Annotated in this window: 25 protein-coding genes; 13 read left to right on the forward strand and 12 right to left on the reverse strand. The window is 69.2% G+C overall.

Annotated features, from left to right (window positions below):
* Nucleotides 1-61 precede the first annotated feature (61 nt).
* On the forward strand, nucleotides 62-508 hold the full coding sequence (locus VF106_RS42770) for an SdpI family protein (RefSeq protein WP_330845763.1): 447 nt from the start codon (nucleotides 62-64) through the stop codon (nucleotides 506-508).
* Here VF106_RS42770 and VF106_RS42775 read toward each other — a convergent pair.
* Entirely contained in the window at nucleotides 470-1,051 is a 582-nt protein-coding gene (locus tag VF106_RS42775) for a YqgE/AlgH family protein (protein ID WP_330845764.1), read from the reverse strand. The two genes, VF106_RS42770 and VF106_RS42775, sit on opposite strands and share 39 nt — an antisense overlap.
* 380 nt (nucleotides 1,052-1,431) lie before the next feature.
* On the opposite strand from VF106_RS42775, the gene VF106_RS42780 reads away from it, so the two are divergent.
* Nucleotides 1,432-2,754, forward strand: a complete 1,323-nt coding sequence (locus tag VF106_RS42780) for an MFS transporter (RefSeq protein ID WP_414639190.1) — start codon at nucleotides 1,432-1,434, stop codon at nucleotides 2,752-2,754.
* Here VF106_RS42780 and VF106_RS42785 read toward each other — a convergent pair.
* Together VF106_RS42785 and VF106_RS42790 are read right to left on the reverse strand one after the other, a co-directional pair.
* Entirely contained in the window at nucleotides 2,726-3,574 is an 849-nt protein-coding gene (locus VF106_RS42785) for an LLM class flavin-dependent oxidoreductase (protein WP_330845765.1), read from the reverse strand. The two genes, VF106_RS42780 and VF106_RS42785, sit on opposite strands and share 29 nt — an antisense overlap.
* 156 nt (nucleotides 3,575-3,730) lie before the next feature.
* Nucleotides 3,731-5,176, reverse strand: a complete 1,446-nt coding sequence (locus tag VF106_RS42790; RefSeq protein ID WP_414639192.1) for a CCA tRNA nucleotidyltransferase — start codon at nucleotides 5,174-5,176, stop codon at nucleotides 3,731-3,733.
* Between the two features lie 66 nt (nucleotides 5,177-5,242).
* On the opposite strand from VF106_RS42790, the gene VF106_RS42795 reads away from it, so the two are divergent.
* The 9 genes from VF106_RS42795 (at nucleotide 5,243) to VF106_RS42835 (ending at nucleotide 15,618) form a co-directional block, all read left to right on the forward strand.
* Nucleotides 5,243-5,776: an NUDIX hydrolase gene (locus VF106_RS42795; protein ID WP_330845767.1), complete on the forward strand. Its 534-nt coding sequence runs from the start codon at nucleotides 5,243-5,245 to the stop codon at nucleotides 5,774-5,776.
* On the forward strand, nucleotides 5,766-8,030 hold the full coding sequence (locus tag VF106_RS42800) for a DUF6049 family protein (protein ID WP_330845768.1): 2,265 nt from the start codon (nucleotides 5,766-5,768) through the stop codon (nucleotides 8,028-8,030). The genes VF106_RS42795 and VF106_RS42800 overlap by 11 nt, the downstream gene beginning before the upstream one ends.
* A 1-nt stretch (nucleotide 8,031) precedes the next feature.
* Nucleotides 8,032-9,657: a murein biosynthesis integral membrane protein MurJ gene (gene murJ, locus VF106_RS42805; protein WP_330845769.1), complete on the forward strand. Its 1,626-nt coding sequence runs from the start codon at nucleotides 8,032-8,034 to the stop codon at nucleotides 9,655-9,657.
* Between the two features lie 115 nt (nucleotides 9,658-9,772).
* Nucleotides 9,773-11,329 carry a protein kinase family protein gene (locus tag VF106_RS42810; RefSeq protein ID WP_330845770.1) on the forward strand — a complete coding sequence of 519 codons (1,557 nt, stop codon included), beginning with the start codon at nucleotides 9,773-9,775 and terminating at the stop codon, nucleotides 11,327-11,329.
* Nucleotides 11,330-11,409: 80 nt separating this feature from the next.
* Complete coding sequence (gene sigM / locus VF106_RS42815) at nucleotides 11,410-12,036, forward strand: RNA polymerase sigma factor SigM (RefSeq protein WP_330845771.1); 627 nt, start codon at nucleotides 11,410-11,412, stop codon at nucleotides 12,034-12,036.
* Entirely contained in the window at nucleotides 12,033-12,773 is a 741-nt protein-coding gene (locus VF106_RS42820) for an RsmA family anti-sigma factor (protein WP_330845772.1), read from the forward strand. Before sigM ends, VF106_RS42820 begins: the two co-directional genes overlap by 4 nt.
* 149 nt (nucleotides 12,774-12,922) lie before the next feature.
* Nucleotides 12,923-13,915 (forward strand): thioredoxin-disulfide reductase, encoded by a 993-nt coding sequence (gene trxB / locus VF106_RS42825; protein ID WP_330845773.1) that lies wholly within the window; start codon nucleotides 12,923-12,925, stop codon nucleotides 13,913-13,915.
* A 32-nt stretch (nucleotides 13,916-13,947) separates the two neighbouring features.
* On the forward strand, nucleotides 13,948-14,277 hold the full coding sequence (gene trxA / locus VF106_RS42830) for a thioredoxin (protein WP_330845774.1): 330 nt from the start codon (nucleotides 13,948-13,950) through the stop codon (nucleotides 14,275-14,277).
* A 198-nt stretch (nucleotides 14,278-14,475) separates the two neighbouring features.
* Entirely contained in the window at nucleotides 14,476-15,618 is a 1,143-nt protein-coding gene (locus VF106_RS42835; protein WP_330845775.1) for an N-acetylmuramoyl-L-alanine amidase, read from the forward strand.
* An 81-nt stretch (nucleotides 15,619-15,699) separates the two neighbouring features.
* Here the strand turns inward: VF106_RS42835 and VF106_RS42840 are convergent, their stop codons facing one another.
* Nucleotides 15,700-16,329 (reverse strand): GNAT family N-acetyltransferase, encoded by a 630-nt coding sequence (locus VF106_RS42840; RefSeq protein ID WP_330845776.1) that lies wholly within the window; start codon nucleotides 16,327-16,329, stop codon nucleotides 15,700-15,702.
* A gap of 181 nt (nucleotides 16,330-16,510) precedes the next feature.
* On the opposite strand from VF106_RS42840, the gene VF106_RS42845 reads away from it, so the two are divergent.
* Both VF106_RS42845 and VF106_RS42850 read left to right on the forward strand, forming a co-directional pair.
* Entirely contained in the window at nucleotides 16,511-17,815 is a 1,305-nt protein-coding gene (locus VF106_RS42845; RefSeq protein ID WP_330845777.1) for an aminotransferase-like domain-containing protein, read from the forward strand.
* A 74-nt stretch (nucleotides 17,816-17,889) separates the two neighbouring features.
* Nucleotides 17,890-18,840, forward strand: a complete 951-nt coding sequence (locus VF106_RS42850) for a D-alanine--D-alanine ligase family protein (RefSeq protein ID WP_330845778.1) — start codon at nucleotides 17,890-17,892, stop codon at nucleotides 18,838-18,840.
* A 54-nt stretch (nucleotides 18,841-18,894) separates the two neighbouring features.
* Here the strand turns inward: VF106_RS42850 and VF106_RS42855 are convergent, their stop codons facing one another.
* The 8 genes from VF106_RS42855 to rpmH all read right to left on the reverse strand — a co-directional run bounded on the left by VF106_RS42855 (nucleotide 18,895) and on the right by rpmH (nucleotide 24,248).
* Complete coding sequence (locus tag VF106_RS42855) at nucleotides 18,895-19,872, reverse strand: ParB/RepB/Spo0J family partition protein (protein WP_330845779.1); 978 nt, start codon at nucleotides 19,870-19,872, stop codon at nucleotides 18,895-18,897.
* 10 nt (nucleotides 19,873-19,882) lie between these two features.
* Complete coding sequence (locus VF106_RS42860) at nucleotides 19,883-20,782, reverse strand: ParA family protein (RefSeq protein WP_330845914.1); 900 nt, start codon at nucleotides 20,780-20,782, stop codon at nucleotides 19,883-19,885.
* 123 nt (nucleotides 20,783-20,905) lie between these two features.
* A complete protein-coding gene (gene rsmG, locus VF106_RS42865) occupies nucleotides 20,906-21,589 on the reverse strand; it encodes a 16S rRNA (guanine(527)-N(7))-methyltransferase RsmG (RefSeq protein ID WP_330845780.1) in 684 nt (227 codons plus the stop codon).
* Entirely contained in the window at nucleotides 21,586-22,161 is a 576-nt protein-coding gene (locus VF106_RS42870) for a Jag family protein (RefSeq protein ID WP_330845781.1), read from the reverse strand. The genes rsmG and VF106_RS42870 overlap by 4 nt, the downstream gene beginning before the upstream one ends.
* 32 nt (nucleotides 22,162-22,193) lie before the next feature.
* A complete protein-coding gene (gene yidC, locus VF106_RS42875; RefSeq protein ID WP_330845782.1) occupies nucleotides 22,194-23,336 on the reverse strand; it encodes a membrane protein insertase YidC in 1,143 nt (380 codons plus the stop codon).
* A gap of 5 nt (nucleotides 23,337-23,341) precedes the next feature.
* Nucleotides 23,342-23,674 carry a membrane protein insertion efficiency factor YidD gene (gene yidD / locus VF106_RS42880; RefSeq protein WP_330845783.1) on the reverse strand — a complete coding sequence of 111 codons (333 nt, stop codon included), beginning with the start codon at nucleotides 23,672-23,674 and terminating at the stop codon, nucleotides 23,342-23,344.
* A complete protein-coding gene (rnpA, locus tag VF106_RS42885; protein WP_330845784.1) occupies nucleotides 23,671-24,105 on the reverse strand; it encodes a ribonuclease P protein component in 435 nt (144 codons plus the stop codon). Before rnpA ends, yidD begins: the two co-directional genes overlap by 4 nt.
* Before the next feature lie 5 nt (nucleotides 24,106-24,110).
* Nucleotides 24,111-24,248 (reverse strand): 50S ribosomal protein L34, encoded by a 138-nt coding sequence (gene rpmH / locus VF106_RS42890; protein WP_330845785.1) that lies wholly within the window; start codon nucleotides 24,246-24,248, stop codon nucleotides 24,111-24,113.
* Nucleotides 24,249-24,544 lie beyond the last annotated feature (296 nt).

Below are 24,544 nucleotides of genomic sequence, written 5' to 3' on the forward strand. Positions count from 1 at the left end.
CAGCACACCCCACGAGGGTGGCCGGCTGGTGTCCTGGAGGTCACCACCTACCATCGACGTCGTGTTCTTCGTCGCGCTCGTGCCACTGGTGATCGGACTCGTGCTGGCCGTGCTCGGCCTCCTCGGCTTCCTCGAGCGGCTGCCACGGAACCGGTTCGGCGGCGTCCGCACGCCGGCCACGCTCCGGGACGACGAGACCTTCCGGGTCGGCAACAAGGTCGCCGGCCTGCCCATCGCGGTCGGTGGCTGGGTGGGCGTCGTCGGCGGTGGGGTGTCGCTCCTCCTGACCGGGGCCGCCACGATCGTGGCGGCAGTGATCGCACTGGCCGGGATGCTGGTCATCGCGGCGGCCGGGGGCGTGCTCGGACACCGGGCGGCCGAGGCCGTGCCGGCACCCGAGCCGGAGCTGCCGGCCGGTTGCAAGGGCTGCCAGTGCGGCGGCTGTGACCTCGCCGCGCTGAAGAAGGAGTCAGTTGGTACGCACGTCGCCGGGGTGGGTGGCGAGTAGCGCCAGCGGCATTCCCTGGCGCCGCAGGACCCGACCCCAGAGATCGTGTTCGGCCGGCGCGAGCACGTCGCTGGGCAGTGCGGGGACCACGATCCAGTCGCCGCGTTCGATCTCACCCGCGACCTGGCCGACGTCCCAGCCCGCGTAGCCGGCGAACACCCGCAGGCCGCGGAACTTCGGCACCAACACCTCGGGATCGGCGTCGAGGTCGACGAGCGCGACCGGGCCACGTACCCCGATCAGGCCCTTCACTCCCGCCGCCTCCTCACCCGTGCGCATCGCGGCCAGGCACAGTGCGGTCTTCTGGTCCACCGGCCCGCCAACGAACACCGACCCGGGATTGGTCACGTGCGGACCCCAGTTGGGCAGCACGTCGTCGACCGGTACCTCGCTGGGTCGGTTGAGGACGACGCCTAACGTGCCCTCGCCCCGGTGGTCGATGACGAACACGACCGTGCGGCGGAAGTTGGCGTCGGTCAGGCTGGGTGCCGCCACGAGCAGCGTGCCCGGCTCGACAGCCGCGTCGGGAGCGTCGGATCGCACGGTCACATGATCCCATCCGCCGACCGGGAATCCAGCAGCACTTCGGTTCTTCGGGAACAACGGCGAGAACCCGCTCGTTGCTGCAGGTGGCTGGACACCATTGTGTCCCCCGGGCTCAACCAGAATTGCCCTCGTGGAATACCGTTCGGCTGGAGCCACGTTGCGCCAACCGCCGTGAGGCGACCTGGGTGTCCACCGCACTCGGGGCGAGCTGTGTCCGCGGACAACGCGGACCGGCTCGCTTCCGTGTCTTCTGAAACCTCGGCTCGGTGAACCGCGTCGCGTCACCCGGCGTGTCCTGGGCGTGCGTTCCCTGATCGTGGGTCCTGGCCGACCCGCCCCTCGGGGTCTTTACGCCATCCGCCGTAGGCTGGTCCTCCGTGAGTGAGACGGCGGAGAGATCTCCGCAGACGGTTCCCGATCCACACCACATCCGGATCGGGGCTCGCCGATTACTGGCCATCGGCGGGTTCCGCAGGCTGCTGTTCAGCCGTTTCTCCTCACAGTGGGGTGACGGTCTCTTCCAGACCGGGCTCGCCGGCGCCGTGGTGTTCAACCCCGAGCGGGCGGTGACGCCGTCCGAGATCGCGGTCGGCTTCGTCGTACTCCTGTTGCCGTACTCCGCCGTTGGGCCGTTCGCCGGCGCGCTGCTGGACCGTTGGGACCGCCGCCGTGTGCTCGTCGCGGCCAATCTGGCGCGGGGGGCGTGCATCGCGTTGGCCGCCGTGTGCGTTGCGAGCGGGGTCGACGGGTTCCCTCTGTTACTTCTGGCACTGATCGTGATCGGCATCAGCCGGTTCGTCGGGGCCGGGTTGTCGGCCTCGCTGCCGCACGTCGTGCCGGTGCTCAACCTCGTCGAGGCCAACGCGCTGTCGGTGACCCTCGGTGCCGTGGTGTCCGTCTTCGGCGGGGTGTGTGCGGTTGGCCTGCGTGCCGTTTTCGGCGAGGACGACGCGGGCTCCGGGTTGACCACGGCCGTCGCGGTCGTCGGATCTCTGCTGGCCGCGTGGCTGGCCGGCCGGTTCGCCCGTGGTGCGCTCGGCCCGGACCAGGTCGTCGAGCCGGCCACCGCCGTCGCGGCCGTGGCGCACGGCCTGTTCGACGGCGGCCGCGTCGCCGCTCACACACCGAGCGTGGCCGCCGGGTTCTGCGCGTTGCTCGCTCACCGGGCGTCGTTCGGCATCTCGCTGCTGCTGACCGTGATCCTGATGCGGAACAGCTTCGAGGACTGGGGGCCGATCAAGGCCGGCCTACCCGGTCTCGGCGTGGTGCTCGGCGCCGGCGGCCTCGGCATCTTCATCGCAGGCCTCACCACCGCGCGGCTGGTCACGAGGTTTGGTCGCAAGCGCACCTTGTTCCTCGCGCTCGGTGGCGCGGCGCTCACCCAGTTCGGCCTCGGCCTGCCGATGCTGCTGCCGACCACGCTGCTCGCCGCGTTCCTCATCGCCTACACCGGCCAGGTCGTGAAGCTGTGCGTCGACGCGGCCGTGCAACGCGACATCGGCGACGAGGCCCGCGGCCGGGTGTTCGCGCTCTACGACATGCTGTTCAACATCACGCAAGCGCTTGCGGTCGCCATCGCGGCGACCGTGATCCCGGCCAACGGCGAGTCGGTGACCCTGATCGTGGCCGCCACCGTCCTGTACCTGGCCGGGATCACCGGGTTCGAACTGGTCAGCCGACGAGGTCAGCGAGCCGGTTGACCTGGTCCGGGTCGCGGCCGTGGCAGTAGAGCATGACCTCGTCCGCGCCGAGATCCCCGAACCGTGCGGTGACCTCGCGGATCTGACCGCGAGTGGTGAGCATCCCCTCGACCATGTAGTCCGCCCGGTCGGTGAACGCGTAGTAGGCGGCCATGGCGGTCCGTGCCTCGTCGATCACGTGCTCGGGTCCGAGCGCGACGTTGGCCTGGGTGACGATGCGAGGTGAGCCGTCACGGCCGTGCTCGGCCCACGCCGTGCGGACGGTGTCGATCAATCCGCCGACCCAGGCTGGCGGGGCGGCGGCGAGGAACCCGTCACCGAAACGAGCGACCCGGGCAAGCGCGGCGGGCTGGAACCCGCCGAACAGGACCTCGGGACCACCTGGCCGGGCGGGTGCGGGACCGATGGGGCCGACCTCGTCGCCGTAGGGCTCGCCCGCCCATACCCGCCGCATGATCGCCATCTGCGTGTCCAGGCGCCGGCCACGGGTGCGGATGTCGATGCCGGTGGCGAGGTGGTCGTCGACGCGGCCGCCGACGCCGAGGCCGAGCACGAATCGGCCACCCGACATGCGGTCCAGCGTCGCGGCCTGCTTGGCCAGCAGCGCGGGCTCACGCAGCGGGGCCAGCAGCACCTCGGTCTGCACGCGGACGCGGGTGGTGGCGCCGGCGACCACGGCGAGCGTGACCAGCGGCTCGGGGTTGTCGTAGACGAGCCGGTCGAGCAGGCCCAGAGTGCTGAACGGGCCGGCGTCGGCGCGACGAGCCCAGTCGAGCAGTGCGACCGGGTCGGAGACGGGCAGGCCGAGACCAATCTTCACGAGAAACTCCACACGAGGGGACGGCAAAGGACCGTGCCGCCCGCTCCAGTCACCTCGATACGAGGTGGGGTTCTCGTTCTGCGGCGTACTTCTGGGAGAACACCTGTCTCGGATTGATCGACAACGTAGCCACGCCGCGGCCTGGGCCGCAAACCCTTATTCCGCTGACGGGGTGATGCCCTCCGACTCGGCCCACTTCCGCAGCTCGGCGACCGCGTCGTCGTGATCCAGCGGGCCGCGGTCCAGCCGCAGTTCCTTGAGGTAACGCCACGCCTTGCCGACCAGCGGACCAGGCGGCAGCCCGAGCAGGCGCATGATCTCGTTGCCGTCCAGGTCCGGGCGCACCCGCGCCAGGTCCTCCTCGGCCGCGATCCGCGCGATCCGGGCCTCGAGGTCGTCGTAGGTGCGCTGCAGTGCGGCGGCCTTGCGCCGGTTTCGGGTTGTGCAGTCGGCCCGGACGAGCTTGTGCAGCCGGGACAGCAGGGGACCGGCGTCTGTCACGTACCTGCGCACGGCCGAGTCAGTCCACTCGCCCTTGCCGTAGCCGTGGAACCGCAGGTGGAGGTACACGAGCTGGGCGACGTCCTCGACGATCTCCTTCGAGTACTTCAACGCGCGCAAACGCTTGCGGACCATCTTGGCGCCCACGACCTCGTGGTGGTGGAAGCTCACGCCGCCGCCCTCGATGAACCGGCGGGTGGGCGGCTTGCCGATGTCGTGCAGCAGCGCCGCGAGCCGCAGCACCAGGTCCGGCTCGGTGTCCGGCTCCTCCAGGTCGATCGCCTGGTCTACCACCACGAGCGAGTGGTGGTAGACGTCCTTGTGCTGGTGGTGCTCGTCGATCTCCAGCCGCATCGCCGGCACCTCGGGCAGCACGTGGTCGGCGAGGCCGGTGTCGACCATCAGCTCCAGCCCACGACGCGGGTAGCGACCGCACAGCAGCTTGGACAGCTCCGCCTGGATGCGCTCGGCGGTGATCCGGTTGATCTCGCCGTTCATCTCGCGGATGGCGTCGAGCACCCGGGGCGCCATGGTGAAGCCGAGCTGGCTCACGAACCGGACCGCACGCATCATCCGCAGCGGGTCGTCCGCGAACGACTCCTGCGGGGTCGCGGGCGTGTCGAGCACTCGCTTCTTCAGCGCGCCTCGGCCGTCGTGCGGGTCGACGAACTTCTTCGTCGCCATGTCGATGGCCATGGCGTTGACCGTGAAGTCCCGCCGGACCAGGTCCGCGGCGATCGAGTCGCCGAAGCTCACCTCGGGGTTGCGGCTCATCCGGTCGTAGGAGTCGGACCGGAACGTGGTGATCTCCACGGTGGTGCCGCGCTTGGTCGCCCCCATGGTGCCGAACGCGATCCCGGTGTCCCAGATGGCGTCCGCCCACCCGGTCAGCAGCTCACGCACCCGCTCCGGCCGCGCGTCGGTGGCGAAGTCGAGGTCGTTGCCCAGCCGGTCCATCAGCGCGTCCCGGACCGTCCCGCCCACCAGGAACAGCTGATGGCCGGCTTCGGTGAACCGGGAGGCGAGCTCGTCGGCCACGGGGAAGCGCACCTGCTCCTCCGATTCACGGTTACGGACGTCGATGGTCTGGGGTTGCGACACGGGGAACCAGCGTAACTGGCACTGATCAGTCAACCCGGACGCCATCCCCGCATTACGATCGCGAACATGCCCCAGTCGTCCGGCAGGTCGCGTGGCGTCCCGTCGCGGCGCCGCGGCCGACGACGCGGGCGCAAGATGGCGGCCGTCGACGAGACCTCCGCCGGCGGCGTCGTGATCAACTTCGCGCGGGACAAGGTGGTGCTCATCGGCCGCCTCGACCGGCGCGGTCGGCTGCTGTGGTCGCTGCCGAAAGGCCACATAGAGGAGGGTGAGACCCCCGAGGAGACCGCCGTGCGGGAGGTCGGGGAAGAGACCGGCATCGTCGGCGAGATAATTCGACCGCTCGGCACCATCGACTACTGGTTCGTCGCGGAACGGCGGAGGATCCACAAGACCGTGCACCACTTCCTGATGGAGGAGCGCGGTGGGGATCTTTCCGACGAGGACGTCGAGGTGACCGAGGTCGACTGGGTCGCTCTCGACGAGCTGGAGGACAGGCTTGCCTACGCCGATGAGCGCCGCCTCGTCCGCAAGGCGCTGGAGCTGCTCGAGGTGGCCCCGAGCGAGGAAGAACTTTCGGTAGAAGCTGATGGGGGCTGAGGCGACCATGACGCGCGGCTGGCGACTGGCTGCGGCAACGCTCGCGGCCGCGCTGTTCGGACTGTCGGCGCCGATCGCCGCGCCGGCGACGGCGCAGCAACCCATCGGACAGCCGGTGCCGTCCGTGACCGGTGCCCAGTCGCTCCTGGAACTGACCGTCACCGAGCTCTCGCCGCGGGTCGTCACCTCCGCCACGACGTCGATCACGGTCAAGGGCCGGGTCGCCAACACCGGCGACCGGCGTATCGACCAGATCCGGGTCCGCCTTCAGCGCGGGGACGCCGTCGACTCGGACAAGGCGCTGCGGGACATCCAGGGCCAGAACACCGATGCGGCAACCGGCGTCTTCCAGGAGGTCAGCAAGACACTCCAGCCGGGTGACAACGCCAACCTCGAGGTCACCATCCCGATCCGCGGCGCGGACAAGACGCTGAAGATCGACGAGCCCGGCGTGTACCCGCTGCTGGTGAACGTGAACGGACAGCCGGACTACGGGAACCCGGCCCGCCTCGCCGCCGTCTCGATCGCGCTGCCGGTGATGTCCGTGCCCGGCGGCCCCGACGCCACTCCGAAGACCGCGCCGCCTGCGCTCACGCTCCTGTGGCCGCTGCTGGACGAGCAGCCGAGGCGGCTGCCCACCACCGACGGCAAGACGGTGCTCGCCGACGATGAGCTCGCCGACTCGCTGACCGTGGGCGGGAGGCTGTTCAACCTGGTCAACTCCGTGCGCACGGCGACGGAGGCGAGCGACGAGTTGCTGCGCTCCGTCTGCTTCGCGGTCGACCCGGACCTGTTGGAGACCGTGGCCAAGATGACCCAGGGCTACCAGGTCCGGCTCTCGGGCGGCCAGCTCGTGGCCGGCAAGGGCGCCCAGGCGGCCACCGACTGGCTTGGCCGGGTCCGGGACCTGACCAACGGTCACTGCGTCATCGCGGTGCCGTACGCGGACGCCGACCTGGTCGCGTTGTCCCGTGCCGGCGCGGTCGACCTAGAGCAGCTGTCGCTCACGGGCTCGTCGATCGTGGCCAAGCAACTGTCGGTGGAGCCGCTGGCCGGGGTCTACTGGCCGACGGGCGGCTCGTTCGACGAGCGCACCCTGATCGACCTGGCGAACGTCTCACCGGCCACGATCCTCGCCGACCCCGCCCATCTCGAGCAGGTCGAGGGCCGCGCCCCGTACGCGGTCAACGGCACCCAGACGGCCAACCCCGTCCGTGCCCTGCCCGTCGACTCACTCGTCTCCGACGCGCTCACGCGTCCTGCCTCCGCCACGCCGACCATCGACGGCCGCGCCGTCCCCGACACGGGCACGTCCGTGCAGACCGGGCTCGCCGCGCTGGCCTACCGGGCCGCGTTCGACGAGCGGGTCGGCGGCGAGGTGCTGATCGCCCCGCCGCGGCGCTGGCTCGCCTCCAACGCCGAGCTGGAACAGTTCCTGCTGCTGGCCAGGCAGCTGTTCGACGGCGGGTTCGCGAGCCCTCTGCCGCTGGACCAGGCGGTGAACTCGCCCAACGGCGGCACCACGGGCGACATCGCCTTCACCCCGCAGGACAACGCACAGGAGATCCCCACCCAGGTCACCGCCGAGGTGATGCGGATCAACGCCACCCGGCGGGACATGCTCGACGCGATGGCCGACGACAACACGAGCAACGTCGACCCGAACGACCTGCTGGCCCCCATCCAGTACGGGCTGCTGCGTGGCGTGTCGACCGCGTGGCGCGGCCGCGTCCAGGACGCCGACAAGGCGGTCGACCAGGCGGAAGCCCAGCTCGACGCGTTGCGGGACATGGTTGTCGTGAACAATCCCGGACGGCCGCTCTCGTTCGCGTCTGGGGACAGCCCGATCCCGGTCGGCATCTACAACGGGCTGCCGGTGACGATCGTGGTGCGCATCAACCTGAGCTCGGTCCCCGGCCTGCACCCGGAGTCCGTCCAGAACATCCGGATCCCGCCGTTCTCCCGCAACCAGCGCTACATCCCGGCCGAGGTGAGCCGGTCCGGCCGGTTCAGCGTGGACGTGAAGCTGACCACGCCGGGTGGCACATCTCTCGGCGCGCCGGTGCGGTTGGAGCTCAACTCGACCTCGTACGGCATCATCAGCGTGGCCGTGACCGGAACCGCTGGTGTGGTACTCGTGTTGCTGGCCGGTTTCCGGATCTTCCGGCGGGTGAAGGCGGCGCGGGCCGGCGAGGCGAGGACGGGATCGGGTGAACAGATCGCGCAGCGGAGCGACCATCAGCACGGCGCATAGCGTGGACCAGCGATCGCCGCGGCAGGCGCCGTCACTCGCCAAGGCGAGCGGCTCGATGGCGGTCGCCACGCTCGTCAGCCGGATCACCGGGTTCCTGTGGAAGGTGCAGCTGGCCTGGGTGGCCGGTCTCACGGTCGTCAACGACTCGTTCACCGTCGCCAACACGCTGCCCAACATCGTCTACGAGCTGCTCCTCGGTGGTGTGCTCGCGAGCGTGGTGGTGCCGCTGCTGGTCCGTGCGCAGGACGACCCGGACGGCGGTCAGGCGTACACGAACCGGCTGCTGACGGTCGGCATGACACTGCTGGTGGGCGGCACGGTCGTCGCGGTCGCCCTGGCGCCGCTGTTCACCCGGCTGTACATGGACGACTCGACCGGCCAGGCCAACGCCGAACTGGCCACCGCGTTCGCGTACCTGCTGCTGCCCGAGATCGTGTTCTACGGGCTGTTCGCGTTGCTGTCGGCGATCCTGCAGGCCAAGCACGTGTTCGGACCGACCGCGTGGGCACCGGTGATCAACAACGTGGTCATCATGCTGACCATCGGGGCCTACGCCATCGTGCCGGGCGAGATCTCGCTGAACCCCGTCCGCATGGGCGACGTGAAGCTCCTGGTGCTCGGCATCGGCGTGACGCTGGGCATCGTCGTGCAGGCACTCGTGCTGCTACCAGCTCTCCGTCGGTCCGGCTTCAGGTTCCGGTGGAACTGGGGCCTCGACTCGCGACTGCGTGAGTTCGGCGGACTCGCGCTGTGGATCCTCGCCTACGTCGCGATCAGCCAGATCGGCATGGTGATCACCACCCGTGTCCTGACCGCGGCCGCGCCGGGCGGTGCCGCGATCTACGCGAACGCGTGGCTGCTGTTCCAGCTGCCGTACGGGGTCATCGGCGTCTCGCTGCTCACCGCGATCATGCCGAGGCTGTCCCGGGCCGCGGCCGACGGCGACACCGACAAGCTCATCGACGACCTCTCGCTCGGCAGCCGGCTGTCCACGGTCATGCTGGTGCCGCTGTCCGCGGTGCTCACGATCGCAGGCTCGGCCATCGGCGTCGCGCTGTTCGGAGTCGGTGAGGCGAGCGTCGCCGACGCGCAGCGGCTCGGCACCGCACTCGCGTTCTCGGCGTTCGGGATCCTGCCGTTCGCTCTGGTCATGCTGCAGATCCGGGTGTTCTACGCGATGAAGGACGCGCGGACACCGACCTTGATCATGGTCGTGATGACCGTGGTGAAGATCCCGATGCTGTACCTCGTGGCGGACCGGCTGCGGCCGGAGGACGTGGTGATCGGCGTGATGCTGGTCAACTCGCTCTCGTTCGTGGTCGGCGCGGTGCTTGGCCAGATGTGGCTGTGGGTGCGGCTCGGCAGGCTGCAGAGCATGCGGGTGGTCAAGGTCATCGCGCAGACGGTCGTTGCCGGTGGCGCCGGCGTGCTCGTCGCGGTCGGCGCCTCCCTGCTGCTCGACCGCGTCCTGCCGGACTCGGTCGGACCGTGGCTCACCGCGTGGCTCAAGCTGGTCGTGCAGGGCCTGTTGACCACCGTCGTCGCGTTCGGCCTGCTCACGGTGTTCAAGGTGCCCGAGTTGCAGCCCGCTGTTTCGCGAATCACCCGACTGGTACGCCGCCGGTAGTCGCCAACGACGGGAATTACCAGCGCAAGTCACGTAGGCTCAATCTGACCGGCAACCCAATGATGGACCGCCTGGGGGCCCTAGGGGCGCCTGTGCGCTGGGCGGGGAGAGAGCAGTGGCCACGCGACGAACCGAGTCATTGACCGGCGAGTTGACCCCCGGCGGCGAGCCTGGCGGGGAGAGTTTCCTGCTGCCCGGAGCCGTGATCGGCGATGGTCGGTACCGCCTGCTCGCCCAGTTCGGACACGACCTACGGATCAACGCGCACCTGTGGCGGGCCCGCGACGGGCAGTTACGCCGTGACGTCGCGCTGACCGTGCTGGTCGGCGACCCTGGTAACGCCAAGCAGGCCCAGGCCGCCAGGCGGACGCTCGAACGTGCCACGCACGCCGCCGCCTTCAACCACCCGGCCACTGCCCGCGTGCTCGACGTGCTCGGTCTCGGCAACGGTGTCTCACCGGGCGAAGGCCTGCTGGGCATCGTGGTGGCGGACTGGTCGGCGGGCACGGACCTGGTCGACCTGATCGCCGAACGTCCGCTGCCGGGCGCCAACGCGGCGAGGCTGCTCGAGCCGCTCGCGTCCGCCGTCGAACGCGCCCACCACGCCGGTCTCGTGCTGGGTGTGGACCACCCGCAACGCATCCGCGTCACACCCGACGGCATGCTGCGGCTCGCGTTCCCCGGCGCGCTGGCCGAGGCCGTGCCGCGCGACGACGTCAAGGGCCTCGGCGCGATCCTGTACCTGCTGATCACCGGCCGATGGCCGCTGCCTGGCGGACCGGCAGCCGTCCCGCCGGCACCGGTCACCCCGGACGGCTCGATCGTGCCGCCGAACGTGCTGTCCGCCTACATCCCGCCCGCGCTGTCCACGGTCGCCATCCGCTGCCTCGAGGACACCCACATCGGCGCCATCCACACCAGCGCGACGCTGCTCGCCGTCCTGGAGCAGGCGGCCGACTCCGTGGAGCGCACCGAGTTCCTCGGCCCGGTCGCCGAACCGGTCGACGAGGACACCGAGGCGGTGTGGACGACCAAACCCCCGTCACGTGACCGGAAGAAGCGACGCAAGCTGGCCATCGGCGTCACCGCGCTCGCGATCGCCATGGTCGCCATTCTCGCCTGGCTGGGCACCATGCTGATCGACTTCTTCGGCGAGGACAGCGGCGGCTCCGGCGACACGCTCGTCGTCGAGCAACCGGACCTGTCGAACGGCGAGTCGCCGCCACCAGCGCCGAAACCGGCCGGCCCGATCGAGCCGGCGTCGATCGAGGTGTTCAACATCGGCGGCACCCCGGACAACCCGAGGCGAGTGGGTTTCGCCACCGACGGCGACCCGGGCACCGAATGGCGGACCGACACCTACCAACAGCAGTTTCCCGCGCTCAAGCCCGGGGTCGGGCTGATGGCGTCGTTCGCGGAGCCGGTGAAGTTCGCCTCGGTGGTGATCGACTCACCGAGCCCGAACACGGTGGTGGAGATCCGCACGGCCCCGTCCGCCAACCCGACCCTCGAGGAGACGAAGGTGATCGGGGAGGCCACGCTGCAGAGCGGCAAGACGGAGATTCAGCTGAACAGCGCCGAGCCGACCCAGTACCTGTGCGTCTGGATCACGAAACTGGGCGACGGCAACAAGACCGCCTTCGGTGAGGTCGAGTTCATCCGGGCCCAGTAGCCACTCCGTTCGGTGACGGCGTTACACGTGTCTGTGGCCACACCCCGAAACGTTGAAACGGCGACCGATATCCTCAGTCCGTGACCACCGCTGCCAGCTCGGACGCCGACCTCATCGCGGCACATGCCGCAGGAGATCCGCGTGCCTTCGGGGAGTTGGTCCGCCGGCACCGGGATCGGATGTGGGCGGTCGCCCTGCGCACCCTCCGAGATCCGGAGGAGGCCTCCGACGCGCTCCAGGAGGCGTTCATCTCCGCGTTCCGCGCGGCCAGCTCGTTCCGGGCCGAGTCACAGGTGACCACGTGGCTGCACCGGATCGTGGTGAACGCCTGCCTCGACCGCGTGCGCAGGCGGCAGGCACGGCCGACCGTGCCCCTGCCCGAGACGGGACCAGGTGAGCCGGCCGCTCCCCGTGACTCGATGTCGGAGCGGGAGACGACGCTCGTCGTGCAGAAGGCGCTGGGTGAGCTGTCGGAGGACCAGCGCGTACCGATCGTCCTCGTCGACGTTGAGGGCTACTCGGTGGCCGAGACGGCCAAGATGCTGGGGATCGCGGAGGGCACCGTGAAGAGCCGGTGTGCCCGCGGTCGGGCGAAACTGGCCAAAGTTCTCGGACATCTACGGAACCCGAGTGCAGATGCGAACGTCCCAGATGGCGCAGTTGTCAGGCGGGACGTGCCAGCACGGCGCCACGGGGAGGGACGATGACCGACAGCAGAAGAACGGGGGCCGCACCTCGGCCGCCGTTGTCTGTCGACGTACTCGCCGACCTGCATGCCGGGGCGCTGGATGCCAAGCAGTCCGCCGCACTGTGGGCGCAGGTCAACCGCGACCCCGAAGCACAGGCCGCGCTGGCCGCGCTGGACGGCGTCAGGCAGGACCTCAAGGCGCTCGGTGACCGGCCGGTCGAGCCGATGCCCGCACACTTCGCCGCGCAGCTCGACGCCGCCATCGCGGCCGAGGCCGCGAAGAGCCGACCCGCCCAACCGGGCATGGCACCGGTCGTCGACATGGCCGGCGCACGCCGCAAGCGCAACCGAAGGATGGGGTGGGCCGCGGGGATCCTGACCACCGCGGCGGCCGCGGTCGCGGTGACGTTCGTGGCGCTGCCCGGGGAGGAAGCCGGCTCGCCGGTCGCGCAGGACGGCGCCACCACAGGCGAGACCGCTCCGATGGAGATCGAGCCCGAGGATCTCGGCGCGTCCATCAGCGGGCTGCAGGGCAAGAAGGACTACGGCCCGCTGGGTGACGAGCAGGGCCTGAAGGACTGCCTGGCCGAACACGACATCGAAACCACACAGGTGATCGGGGTCCGTGAGGTGATGATGAGCGGCAACGAGGGAGTCGCGGCGCTGCTCGCCGGGGGCGAGGGCGCTCACCGGCTCCGGCTGGTGATCGTCGACCCCGAGTGCACCACCGTCCTCACCAACAAATCCCTGGGCTGAACAGACTCGACAAGCCGCGTGCGTCCCGCACGCGGCTTTGCTCGTGTCCAGCTTGAGTGCGCCCCGTCACGCCACACGCGTGGAACAACAGGCCCCTACGATCGTGTTACACGAGTGCGCAGACAAGAGCGCTCCGCTTCGGAGGTCAGATGTCCGAGAACGTCCGCGAGGTCATCATCGTCGGTTCCGGCCCGGCCGGCTACACGGCGGCTGTCTACGCCGCTCGTGCCCAGCTCAACCCGCTGGTGTTCGAAGGAACGCAGTTCGGCGGCGCGCTGATGACCACCACCGAGGTCGAGAACTACCCCGGCTTCCGCGACGGCATCATGGGCCCGGACCTGATGGACCAGATGCGGGCGCAGGCCGAGCGGTTCGGCGCCGAGCTGCGGGCCGAGGACGTGGAAGAGGTCCAGCTCGACGGCCCGGTCAAGTACGTCACCGCGAACGGTGTCCGGTACGCCGCGAAGGCGGTCATCCTCGCGATGGGCGCCGCGGCCCGCTACCTCCACGTGCCCGGTGAGCAGGAGCTGCTCGGACACGGTGTGTCCGCGTGTGCGACCTGTGACGGCTTCTTCTTCCGCGACCAGGACATCGCCGTGGTGGGCGGTGGCGACTCCGCGATGGAGGAGGCGACGTTCCTCACCAAGTTCGCTCGTTCGGTGACCATCGTGCACCGGCGCCAGGAGTTCCGGGCGTCGAAGATCATGCTGGAGCGGGCGAAGGCGAACGAGAAGATCCGCTGGCAGCTCGACTCCGAAGTACTCGAGGTGAACGGCGAGGGCAACGTGGCCGGGGTGCGGATCCGCAACACGGTGACCGGCGAGGAGTCGACGCTGGACGTGACCGGCGTGTTCATGGCCATCGGGCACGACCCCCGCAGCTCGCTCGTCAAGGGTCAGGTTGACCTCGACGAGGACGGGTACGTCGAGGTTCGTCCGCAGTCCACGTACACCAACATCGACGGGGTGTTCGCCGCCGGTGACCTGGTCGACCGGACCTACCGGCAGGCCATCACGGCAGCCGGCTCAGGCTGTGCGGCCGCCATCGACGCCGAGCGCTGGCTCGCCGAGCACGGTGAGTCGGACAACGCGGAAGTGGCTCCCGAACTCGTTGGCGGCGGGTACGCCGCGACTCAGAACTAGCTGGGCGAAGCGAACATCACAAAGGAGAGAACATGGCCGGAAACACCGTCGAAGTCACCGACGCCTCGTTCAACGAGGCGGTTCTCCACAGCGACAAGCCCGTGCTGGTGGACTTCTGGGCGACGTGGTGCGGGCCGTGCCGGATGGTCGCGCCCGTGCTCGAGGAGATCGCCTCGGAACACAAGGACAAGATCACTGTCGCGAAGCTGGACGTGGACGCCAACCCGGCCACGGCACGCGACTACCAGGTCCTCTCCATCCCCACCCTCATGGTCTTCAAGGGCGGCGAGAAGGTGAAGGAGATCGTTGGCGCGCGCCCCAAGGCGGCCCTGCTGAACGATCTCTCGGACTACCTGGCCTGACCCGAAACCACGACGCGGCGCACACCGTCTACAGGGTGTGCGCCGCTTGTGCATAGCGGTGACCGTGTCGACGCGGGAAGTGACCCTCCGCGCCGTACGGCGAGTGGCAGGGCAGAATAGTGGACCAGCAGCCATACTGCGACAGGAATGGCAAAACCGCGCCGACTCGGGTCGGTGCCTGACCCGAGCGAGGGGTGCATGCGGGTACTCCGCCGCGGTGACCAGGGACCGGCCGTAACCGAGGTCCGCGCGACGCTCGCGGGGCTCGGCCTCCTGCCGGCCGCCCCGCCGGCCACGCCGGCGACCTACGACGCGGCGGTCGAGCACGCGGTGGCCACGTTCCAGCAACAGCGTGGCCTGATCGTCGACGGCCTCGTGGGCCCCGCCACCTACCGCGCGCTGAAGGACGCCACCTACCAGCTCGGCGCCCGCCCTCTCGCGTACCTCGTGTCGTCACCGGTCACCGGGGACGACGTGCTGGCGCTGCAGGAGCGGCTGCTGGAGCTCGGTTACGACGCGGGCCGTCCCAACGGCCTGTTCGGTGCGCAGACCGAGGCCGCGCTGCGGACGTTCCAGCGCGACTACGGGCTCACTGTGGACGGCATCTGCGGCGCCGAGACGGTGCGGGGGCTGCGCCAGCTGTCCCCTCGTGCGCGAGGTGGCTCGCCGGTGTTGCTGCGTGAGCAGGAACGAGTCCGCAGGGCGGGCCCCCGGCTGCGTGGCAAGCGCATCGTCATCGACCCCGGCCACGGCGGCCAGGACGCCGGTGTCTCGGTGGCCGGCGTCAACGAGGCCGACCTCGTGTGGGACCTGGCCCGCCGGCTCGAGGGCAAGATGGCTGCGACCGGCATGCAGGCCCTGCTTTCCCGCGGCCCGCATCAGTGCCCGTCGGAGGCCGATCGGGCGCACTTCGCGAACGACGTGGGTGGCGACCTGTTCCTGTCGCTGCACTCGGACGCCAACCGGTCCTCGGTGGCCGAAGGCGTGGCGAGCTTCCACTTCGGCACGGCGACCGGCAACACGTCGACCATCGGGGAGACCCTCGCCGGGTTCATTCAGCGTGAGCTGGTCGTGCGGACCGGGTTACGGGACTGCCGCGCACACCGCAAGACCTGGGACACGCTGCGGCTCACCCGCTGCCCGGCCGTCCGCGTCGAGATCGGCTACCTGACCAACTCCGACGACCGCCGCCGTCTGTCCGACCCGTCCTTCCGGGACGTGGTGGCCGAGGGCATCCTGGTCGCGGTCAAGCGCCTCTACCTGCTCGGGGAGAACGACCAGCCGACGGGCACGTTCACGTTCGAGGACGTGCTCCGCCACGAGCTGGCGAAGGCCGAGTAACGAGCGGAGCTTGTGGAGCGAGAATCGTCGATGTTTCACATGAAACAGCCCCCGGAGTGATCACTCCGGGGGCTGTTTCAGCTACTGCTGCTGTAGGGCGGGGTGCGCCGTGGACACCGAAACGGTGCCCAGGAGCCTCTCCAGCGCCGCTTCGACGTCTTCCTTCCACCCGAGTGCCGACCGAAGCTCCAGGCGCAGACGGGGCCAACGAGGGTGCGGCCTGACCGTCTTGAAGCCGACGCTCAGGAGAAAGTCGGACGGCACGACACAGGAGTGCTCCTCGTCCGGCTTCGCGTCGCCGAACGACTCGATGGCCTTCACGCCGCGACGGGTGAGGTCCTTGGCCACCGCCTGGACGAGCATCCGGCCGAGGCCGCCGCGGCGGAACTCGGGGAGCACGTAGAAGCCGGTGAGCACGACCGCGTCCGGGCTGGGCGGTGAGGTGGGGAACGCCGACGCCCTCGGCACGGCCGTCGGCGGGGCGTACAGCACGAACCCGACCGGCAGCTTGTCGCTGTACACGATCCGGCCGCACGAACCCCACTCCAGGAGCACGCTGGAGACCCAGGCCTCCTTCTCCAGGTCCGCGGTACCGAACTCCTCCGCCTGCTCCTTGAGGTGCGGCGCGAGCTCCCAGTACACGCACGAACGGCTGTGTTTCGGGAGATCCTCTAGGTTGTCCAGCGTGACGCCCACGACGCGTCGCGACACCTGACCTCCCACCCTGGGCTCCGAACGAGCCCCGACCCACGTGTGCGACACCCAGGATAAGCCCGTTTGTTCCTCAGCAGGAACCGGCAGGACGTGATTATCGCGCCAGTTACACTCGTTCGAGCGTCGCTCGCACAGCGAGCACCGCTCGAGAGCGTATTACCCGGCGAGATGAGCGCGTATGTCCCTCGAACCTGCAGGCAGCCGCAGTCTGGATCCACATCTGCGCAGCTACGCCGCCCGCGCGGCAGGCATGACCGCCTCCGAGGTACGAGCTCTCTTCGCCGTCGCCAGCCGCCCTGAGGTGGTGTCGCTGGCCGGTGGCATGCCGAACCTCACGGCCCTTCCGCTGGACTCGCTGTCGACCGAGATCGCCGACCTGATCAGCAAGGACGGCCTGGTCGCGCTGCAGTACGGGTCCGCACACGGGCTGCCGGAGCTGCGGGACCAGATCTGCGAGATCATGGCGCTCGAGGGCATCTCGGGCCACCCGGACGACGTCGTGGTGACCGTCGGGTCGCAGATGGCGCTCGACATGGTGACCCGGATCTTCTGTGATCCTGGTGACGTCGTGCTGGCCGAGGGGCCCTCGTACGTTGGCGCGCTGGGCACGTTCGCCGCCTACCAGGCCGACGTCGTGCATGTCGCGATGGACGCCGACGGGCTCGTCCCGGAGGCGTTGCGTGCGGCGCTGGCGGCGACCGAGGCAGCCGGGCGTCGGGTCAAGTTCCTGTACACGATCCCGAACTTCCACAACCCCGCCGGTGTCACCATGGCCGTTTCCCGGCGCGCGGAGATCCTGGAGATCTGCCGGCAGCACCGGGTGCTGGTCGTGGAGGACAACCCGTACGGTCTCCTCGGTTTCGACGGTCAGACCTACCCGGCGCTGCGGTCCATGGACCCGGACAACGTGGTGTACCTCGGCTCGTTCTCCAAGACGTTCGCCGCCGGTCTGCGGGTCGGCTGGGCGCTGGCGCCGCACGCCGTGCGCGAGAAGCTGATGCTCGCGACGGAGTCGGCCACGCTGTGCCCGCCCGCGCTGAACCAGATGATCGTCTCGCGGTACCTCAAGACCCACGACTGGAAAGGGCTGATCAAGTCCTTCCAGTCGGAGTACCGGGAGCGGCGGGACGCGATGTTGGCGGGGCTGGAGCAGTACATGCCGGCCGGCTGCTCGTGGACGGTGCCGGCGGGTGGCTTCTTCGTGTGGATGACCGTGCCTCCCGGCGTGGACACGAAGGCGATGCTGCCGCGTGCGGTCACCGCGCGGGTCGCGTACGTGTCCGGCACCGGCTTCTACGCGGACGGCTTCGGCAGCCGGCAGATGCGGTTGTCGTTCTGCTACCCGACGCCGGAGCGGATCACCGAGGGCGTGCGCCGGCTCGCGGCCGTGCTCGCCGACGAGTTGGAGCTCGCCAACACGTTCGGGCCGATCAACCAGCGTGCCGGTTCCGGACCGCAGGTGCCGGGTCCGGAAATCGCCTGACCGCAAGCAGTTCCTGGCAGATATCCACTGTGTACGGTCGCAGTGGATGGTGCGTCGTTACTGAGGGGTGTTCGGTGTCCGATCTGGCCGTTGCGGTGCTCTCGGGTGGACTCTCGCACGAGCGGGACGTCTCGTTGCGATCCGGCCGGCGGCTGTCGGCCGCGCTGCGTTCGGTCGGGTTCACGGTCGACGAGTGGGACGCCGACTCGGCGTTGCTTGAGCGGCTGCGGGTGCACCGCCCTGACGCGGTGGTGGTCGCACTGCACGGCGTCGAAGGTGAGGGCGGCTCCATCCAGACCGTGCTGGAGATGCTGGACGTGCCGTACGTGGGTGCGGACTCGCACGCGTGCCGCCGTGCGTGGGACAAGCCGACGGCCAAGACCGAGCTGGCCCGTGCTGGACTCGCGACACCGGACTGGGTGGTGCTGCCGCACAGCACGTTCCGTGAGTTGGGTGCGCAGCCGGTCCTCGACGCGATGGTCGACCGGCTGGGCCTACCGATGATGCTCAAGCCGGACCAGGGCGGCTCGGCGCTCGGCGCGCAGGTCGTCCGCGACGCGGCGGACCTGCCGGCCGCGATGGTCGGCTGCCTCGCGTACGGGGAGACCGTGTTGGCCGAGCGGTTCGTCCCGGGCGTCGAGGTGGCGGTGACGGTCGTCGAGGGCTCGGACGGTCCGGTGGCGTTGCCGGCGGTCGAGATCGAGCCGGAGACCGGTGTCTACGACTACACCGCCCGCTACACCGCCGGGCTCACGACGTTCCACCGGCCGGCCCGGCTCGAGCAGGCCGCGGCGGACGCGGTGGCGGACCTCGCCGTCGCGGCGCACCGGCTGCTGGGATTGCGGGATGTGTCCCGGACCGACGCGATCATCGCCGAGGACGGTACGTCGTACTTCCTCGAGGTGAACTCGTCGCCGGGACTGACCGAGACCTCGCTCCTGCCGATGGCGGCGGAGGCTGCGGGCCGCTCGCTCGGCGACATCTACGCCGGTCTGATCGAGCGAGCGGTCGCTCGCGCTCAGTAGTTGTTGATCAACGGGAAGTCATCGTCACCGTGACGTAAGGCCCTGGGGTGATCCCTAAGCCTCGTCACGAGTCCGATTTGTCCCATTTTTGGACATCAATTCGACAATACGTTCGAGATCGTCCACCGAGCCGAACTCGACCACGATTTTGCCCTTGCGCTTGCCCAACTCGACCTTCACACGCGTGTCGAACGCGTTCGAGAGCCGGTCCGCGACGTCTTGAAGGCCCGGCGCCTGGATCGGCTTGCGCGGGGTGGCCCTCGGTTTGGGCGGCGCCGCGTTCTTGAGGAGCACGACCGCCTCCTCCGTGGCACGGACCGACATCCCCTCGGCCACGATCCGGGCGGCCAACTCCTCCTGGTGTCCGGCGTCCTCGAGGCTGAGCAGAGCGCGGGCGTGCCCGGACGACAGGACACCTGCCGCGACCCGGCGCTGCACCGCCAGGGGAAGCTTCAGCAGTCGGATCGTGTTGGTGATGGCCGGCCGGCTGCGCCCGATGCGGGAGGCCAGCTCGTCGTGCGTGACCGCGAACTCCTCCAGCAGCTGCTGGTAGGCCGCCGCCTCTTCGAGCGGGTTCAGCTGCACGCGGTGGATGTTCTCCAGCAGCGCGTCGCGCAGCATGGCCTCGTCGGCCGTCTGACGGACGATGGCCGGGATCTTGCCGAGGTCCGCGCGCTGGGCGGCACGGAGCCGCCGCTCGCCCATGACCAGTTCGTACGAGTTGTCGCCCAGCTCGCGGACGACGATGGGCTGCATGAGCCCGAACTCGCGGATCGAGTGCTCCAACTCGGCGAGCGCGTCCTCGTCGAAGACCTGACGAGGCTGCTTCGGGTTGGCCTTGATCGCGCCGACCGGGATCTCTTTGTACACGGCACCGCCGACCGAACCACTCGGTTCAGCCGGCTTGCCCGCTACCGCTGCTGGCTTCGGCCGGGGCGCCGTCGGCAGTTTCATCCCGCCCGCGCCGTCGGCCGGCCCCTGCGGAATCAATGCCGCGAGACCTCGGCCTAGCCCACCCTTGCGCTCGCTCATGTGCTGCTTCCTACTCCTCGCCGAACCCGCGCTCGGCCATCTCCCGGGCCGCGTCGAGGTAGCTCATCGCACCCCGCGAACCCGGGTCGTACGCGAGCACCGTCTGCCCGAAGCCTGGTGCCTCGGACACCTTCACGCTCCTCGGGATCACAGTACGCAGGACCGTGCCGCCAAAGTGCTTCCGGACCTCCGCCGTCACCTGATCGGCGAGCTTGGTGCGCCCGTCGTACATCGTCAGCAGGATCGTCGAGACGTGCAGGCCGGGGTTGAGGTGGTTCTGCACGAGCTCGATGTTGCGCAGCAACTGGGAGAGACCCTCCAGCGCGTAGTACTCGCACTGGATCGGGATCAGGACCTCGTCGGCGGCGACCATCGCGTTGACGGTCAGCAGGCCGAGCGAGGGCGGGCAGTCGATGAAGACGTAGTCCGGGTTCAGGTCGTCCAGCGCGCCGTTGGGCAGCGCCTCCTTGAGCCGGGACTCGCGGCTCTCCATCGACACCAGCTCGATCTCCGCGCCGGCGAGATCGATGGTGGCCGGCACGCAGTAGAGGTTGGGGGACTGGTCGCTGACCGCCGCCGCGTCCGTCAGCGACACCTCGCCGATCAGCACCTCGTAGATGGACGGCACGCCGGACCTGTGGTCGACGCCGAGTGCGGTACTGGCGTTGCCCTGAGGGTCCATGTCGATGACGAGCACCTTGAGCCCGTGCATGGCGAGCGCGGCGGCGAGGTTCACCGCGCTCGTCGTCTTGCCGACGCCGCCCTTCTGGTTGGAGACGGTCATGACGCGGCGTCGAGACGGCCTGGGCAGGTTGGTCTTCGGGTGCAGCATGCGGGTGGCTCGCTCTGCCTCTTCGGCGATCGGCGTCCACCCGGATACCGCGACCGCGGCCTCCACGTTGTCATGCATGGCATCGCTCGCGCCCTGGACATCATGGCGTCCGGTCATCGGTGGCTGCACCTCGCCTCAGTCGGCACAAAATCGTGCTGTTTCACGTGAAACAATTACTCGCTCCATCATGACGTGCAGGACTCAATGTCGCTGCGCATGCTTGCCCGCGCGTCGCGGTTTGCGTCCGCTCTTTTGCTCGTTGAGGCGCTCGACCACGACGATGGTGGTCGGCACCTCCAGAACGCCGACTCCGCACTGCTCGACCACCGGAAGCGAGCCACCTGCTCGGGTCACCGCGGGGCCGTCACGCGTGACCTCTTCGCCCGCACTCTCGCCCTTGAGCGCGACGAGCCGGCCACCCTGTCGAAGCAGGGGGGCGCTCCACGTCCAGAGTCGAGCAAGCGGAGCGACCGCCCGCGCGATGACTACATCGGCGCCCGCGAGTTGCTGCTTGATGGCCGGGTCTTCCGCGCGGCCCCGAACTACATGTGCGGACAGCGAGAGAGTATCGACGACTTCGGTCAGCCACGCCACCCGTCGAGCCATTGGTTCCAGAAGAGTGACCTCGAGATCGGGTCTGGCGATGGCCAGCGGCACGCCGGGCAGTCCCGCGCCGGACCCGAGGTCCACCACGCGAGCGCCCTCGGGGATGGCCTCGGCGACGACGGCCGAGTTGAGGAGGTGTCGGTCCCAGAGGCGCTCGACCTCACGCGGGCCGATCAAACCCCGTTCAACGCCGACGGCGGCGAGCAGTTCCGCGAACTGCACCGCCGCCGTCAGGCCCTCACCAAAAACCGCTATCGATGTTTCACGTGAAACAGTCATGACTTGGGGAAGACCACGACACGCCGCCGTGGGTCCTCACCCTCGCTCTCGCTGTGCACACCTTCGACCTGAGCGACGGCGTCGTGGACGACCTTCCGCTCGAACGGAGTCATCGGCTGGAGGCGGATCTTCTCGCCGTCCGCCAGCACGCGCTCGGCGGTCTCCCGACCAAGCTCAGCCAACTCCTCGCGACGGTCGGCACGCCATCCGGCGATGTCCAGCATGAGCCGGCTGCGAGTGCCGGTCTCCTGTTGGACGGCGAGACGGGTCAGCTCCTGCAGCGCCTCGAGCACGTTGCCCCGAGGGCCGACGAGCTTCTCCAGATCTTCACCGCCATCGATGCTCACCACCGCACGACCGGCCTCGACGTCGAGGTCGATATCTCCGTCGTAGTCGACGAGGTCGAGCAGCCGCTCCAAGTAGTCCCCAGCGATGTCGCCCTCGCGGACGAGGAGGTCCTCGCTCGACGAGCCCCGGTCGGCCTCGCCGTTCTGGCTACCCCCATCGGTGAGCTCTTCCTCGGCGCCGGCAGCGACCCCGTCAGCACCCGACTCCTGCACCGTCTCCGGCACGACTTCTCCTCTCCAGGTCCGGATCAGCCGCGTCAGCGATTCTTCCGGCCTGTGTTCTTCTTGCGGGAACGGTCTGAACTCAGACCGGAAACAGTGGAGCCGTTGCCGTTGGCGGACGACTCGGTGGACTTCGCCGACTTGTCGTTGGCGGCGGGCTTCGAGCGGGCCGTGCCCGCGGCCTTCGCGTTGGGCGCGGGCTTCGCACCGGGCTGCGGCTTGTTCGTCGACGCGTTCTTCTTGGCGGTGCCGGCGGCCTTGGCGTTGGGCGCGGGCTTGACGTTCGGGTCAGGCTTGGCGCCAGGCGCCGGGGCGGTGCCGCGCTTGCGAACCTGGTCTGGCTTCGCGCCCGGCTTCGGCGCGAGGTTGGTCCGCTTCTCGATGGCAGCCTGCTTCTTCTCCTCTTCCTCGCGGTCGATCCGCTTGTAGACGAGCCGCTGCTGCATCAGCGTCCAGGTGTTGTTCGACAGCCAGTAGATCAGCAGGCCGATCGGGAAGAAGAAGCCGAAGATCAGCACACCGAGCGGGAAGATGTACAGGGTCAGCTTGTTCATGATCGCGGTCTGCGGGGTGGCCGACTCGGGATTCTGACGCTCGACCGAGTGGCGAGCCGTCAGGTGTGTCAGGACGCTCGCCAGGATCATGAGCGGGATCGACACGAGGATGACCGCGGTGCGGTCACTCGCGCCGTACTTCGTGAGCAGGTCCTGCGGCTGAGTGATGAAGTTCGACAGACCCGCGCCGAAGAGGTTGGCCTGGAGGTACGAGCTGACACCGCTCGCGTCGAAGAAGTAGTTCTCGTGAGGGCTGTTGCCGAAGGACCGCAGCACGTGGAACAGACCGATGAACACCGGGATCTGCATCAGCATCGGCAGGCAGCCACCTAAGGGGCTGAAGCCGTGCTCGCGCTGGAGCTTCTGCATCTCCTGCGCCTGACGCTGCCGGTCGTTCGCGTACTTCTTCTGGATCTTCTTCATCTCAGGCGCGAACTGCTGCATGGTCCGCATCGAGCGGACCTGCTTCACGAACGGCTTGAACATGATCGCCCGGAGCGTCCAGACCAGGAACACGATGCCGAGCGCCCAGGCGATACCGCTCGCCTCACCGAAGACGTGCCCGAACACCCAGTGCCAGCACCAGAGAATGAAGGACACGGGGTAGTAGATGAAGTCGAGCACGAGAGCTACTCCTTGGCGGCTGTTTGTTCCGGGCCGGCGGTCCTGGCGTTGGCCGGCTCATCAAGGTCTGTGTGTCGGGGCGGCACCGGGTCGTATCCACCGGGATGCCACGGCCCGCAGCGCAGCAGCCTGCGCACGGTGAGCCAGGAGCCGCGCAGTGCGCCGTGGGTCGTGAGTGCCTCGACGGCGTACGCGCTACAGCTCGGCTCGAACCGGCAGCTGGGGGGAAGCACCGGCGAGATCCATCGCCGGTAGAAGTTGACGGGCACGAGAAGCACCCGCGCCACCGGACCTGCCTTGCGTTCGGCATGGTCCTCGGTGTCGGGCAGGGTGGTCACTTGGCACCGCCGGTGTCACTGTCTTCGCGGCCTAGCCGCAGCCGCCGCAAGGCGGCTTCGATGTCGCTCCCGAGGTCGGCACTCGCCGCCGAAGCGGCGGGCGGCAGCGCTCGAACGACCAACGTGCAGCCGGGCCGCACGGTTCCCAGACGATCTCGCAGTACGTGGCGTAGGCGGCGGGTCACCCGGTGGCGGACCACCGAGTTACCGACCGCCTTGCTCACCACGAACCCCACCCTGGGGACCGCGTCGACCTCGGCGAGCGCCGGGTCGACACGGTCGACTCCCCGCACACTGCCCGCGCCGAAGCGAGCGACCTCCTCGGCCGTGATGGCGTGTACGACGAGCCGGGGTCGCCCAGCGCGGCGGCCCTTCCTTGTCACTAGCCGAAAGTTGTCGCTGCCGGTAAGTCGACTGGGCGCGGGGAGCAAGCTGCTCAGGCGGAGAGGTCTTTGCGACCCTTGCGCCGACGAGCCGCGAGGATCGCCCGGCCGGCACGGGTACGCATGCGCAGGCGGAACCCGTGGGTCTTCGCCCGGCGCCGGTTGTTCGGCTGGAAAGTACGCTTGCTCACGGCTGGATCTCCCGATTTACTGGCTCGTCTCAGTATTGCTGTCCCCGTCGCGGCCTGACGGCGCGCAGGACTCACCCACAACTGACGGGAGACCTTCACAGGGTACGGCACCCCACCCAGGCGCCATATCCGGGGCCGCTGGGCGACACGCCGCGCACGTTGGGTGCTTGCCCAGGCCTGCGTCTTGTGGCATGCGCCGGGGCTTGTTAGCGTGCGTGCTCTTGGTTGGCCAGAGGGAGTGGGAGCCCACTGCGCTGCAGAAGATTCGGCAGGGCCTCCTGCGGGTTCCGCTGCGG

It is taken from the genome of Actinophytocola sp., from assembly GCF_036378875.1.
GTDB lineage: Bacteria > Actinomycetota > Actinomycetes > Mycobacteriales > Pseudonocardiaceae > Actinophytocola.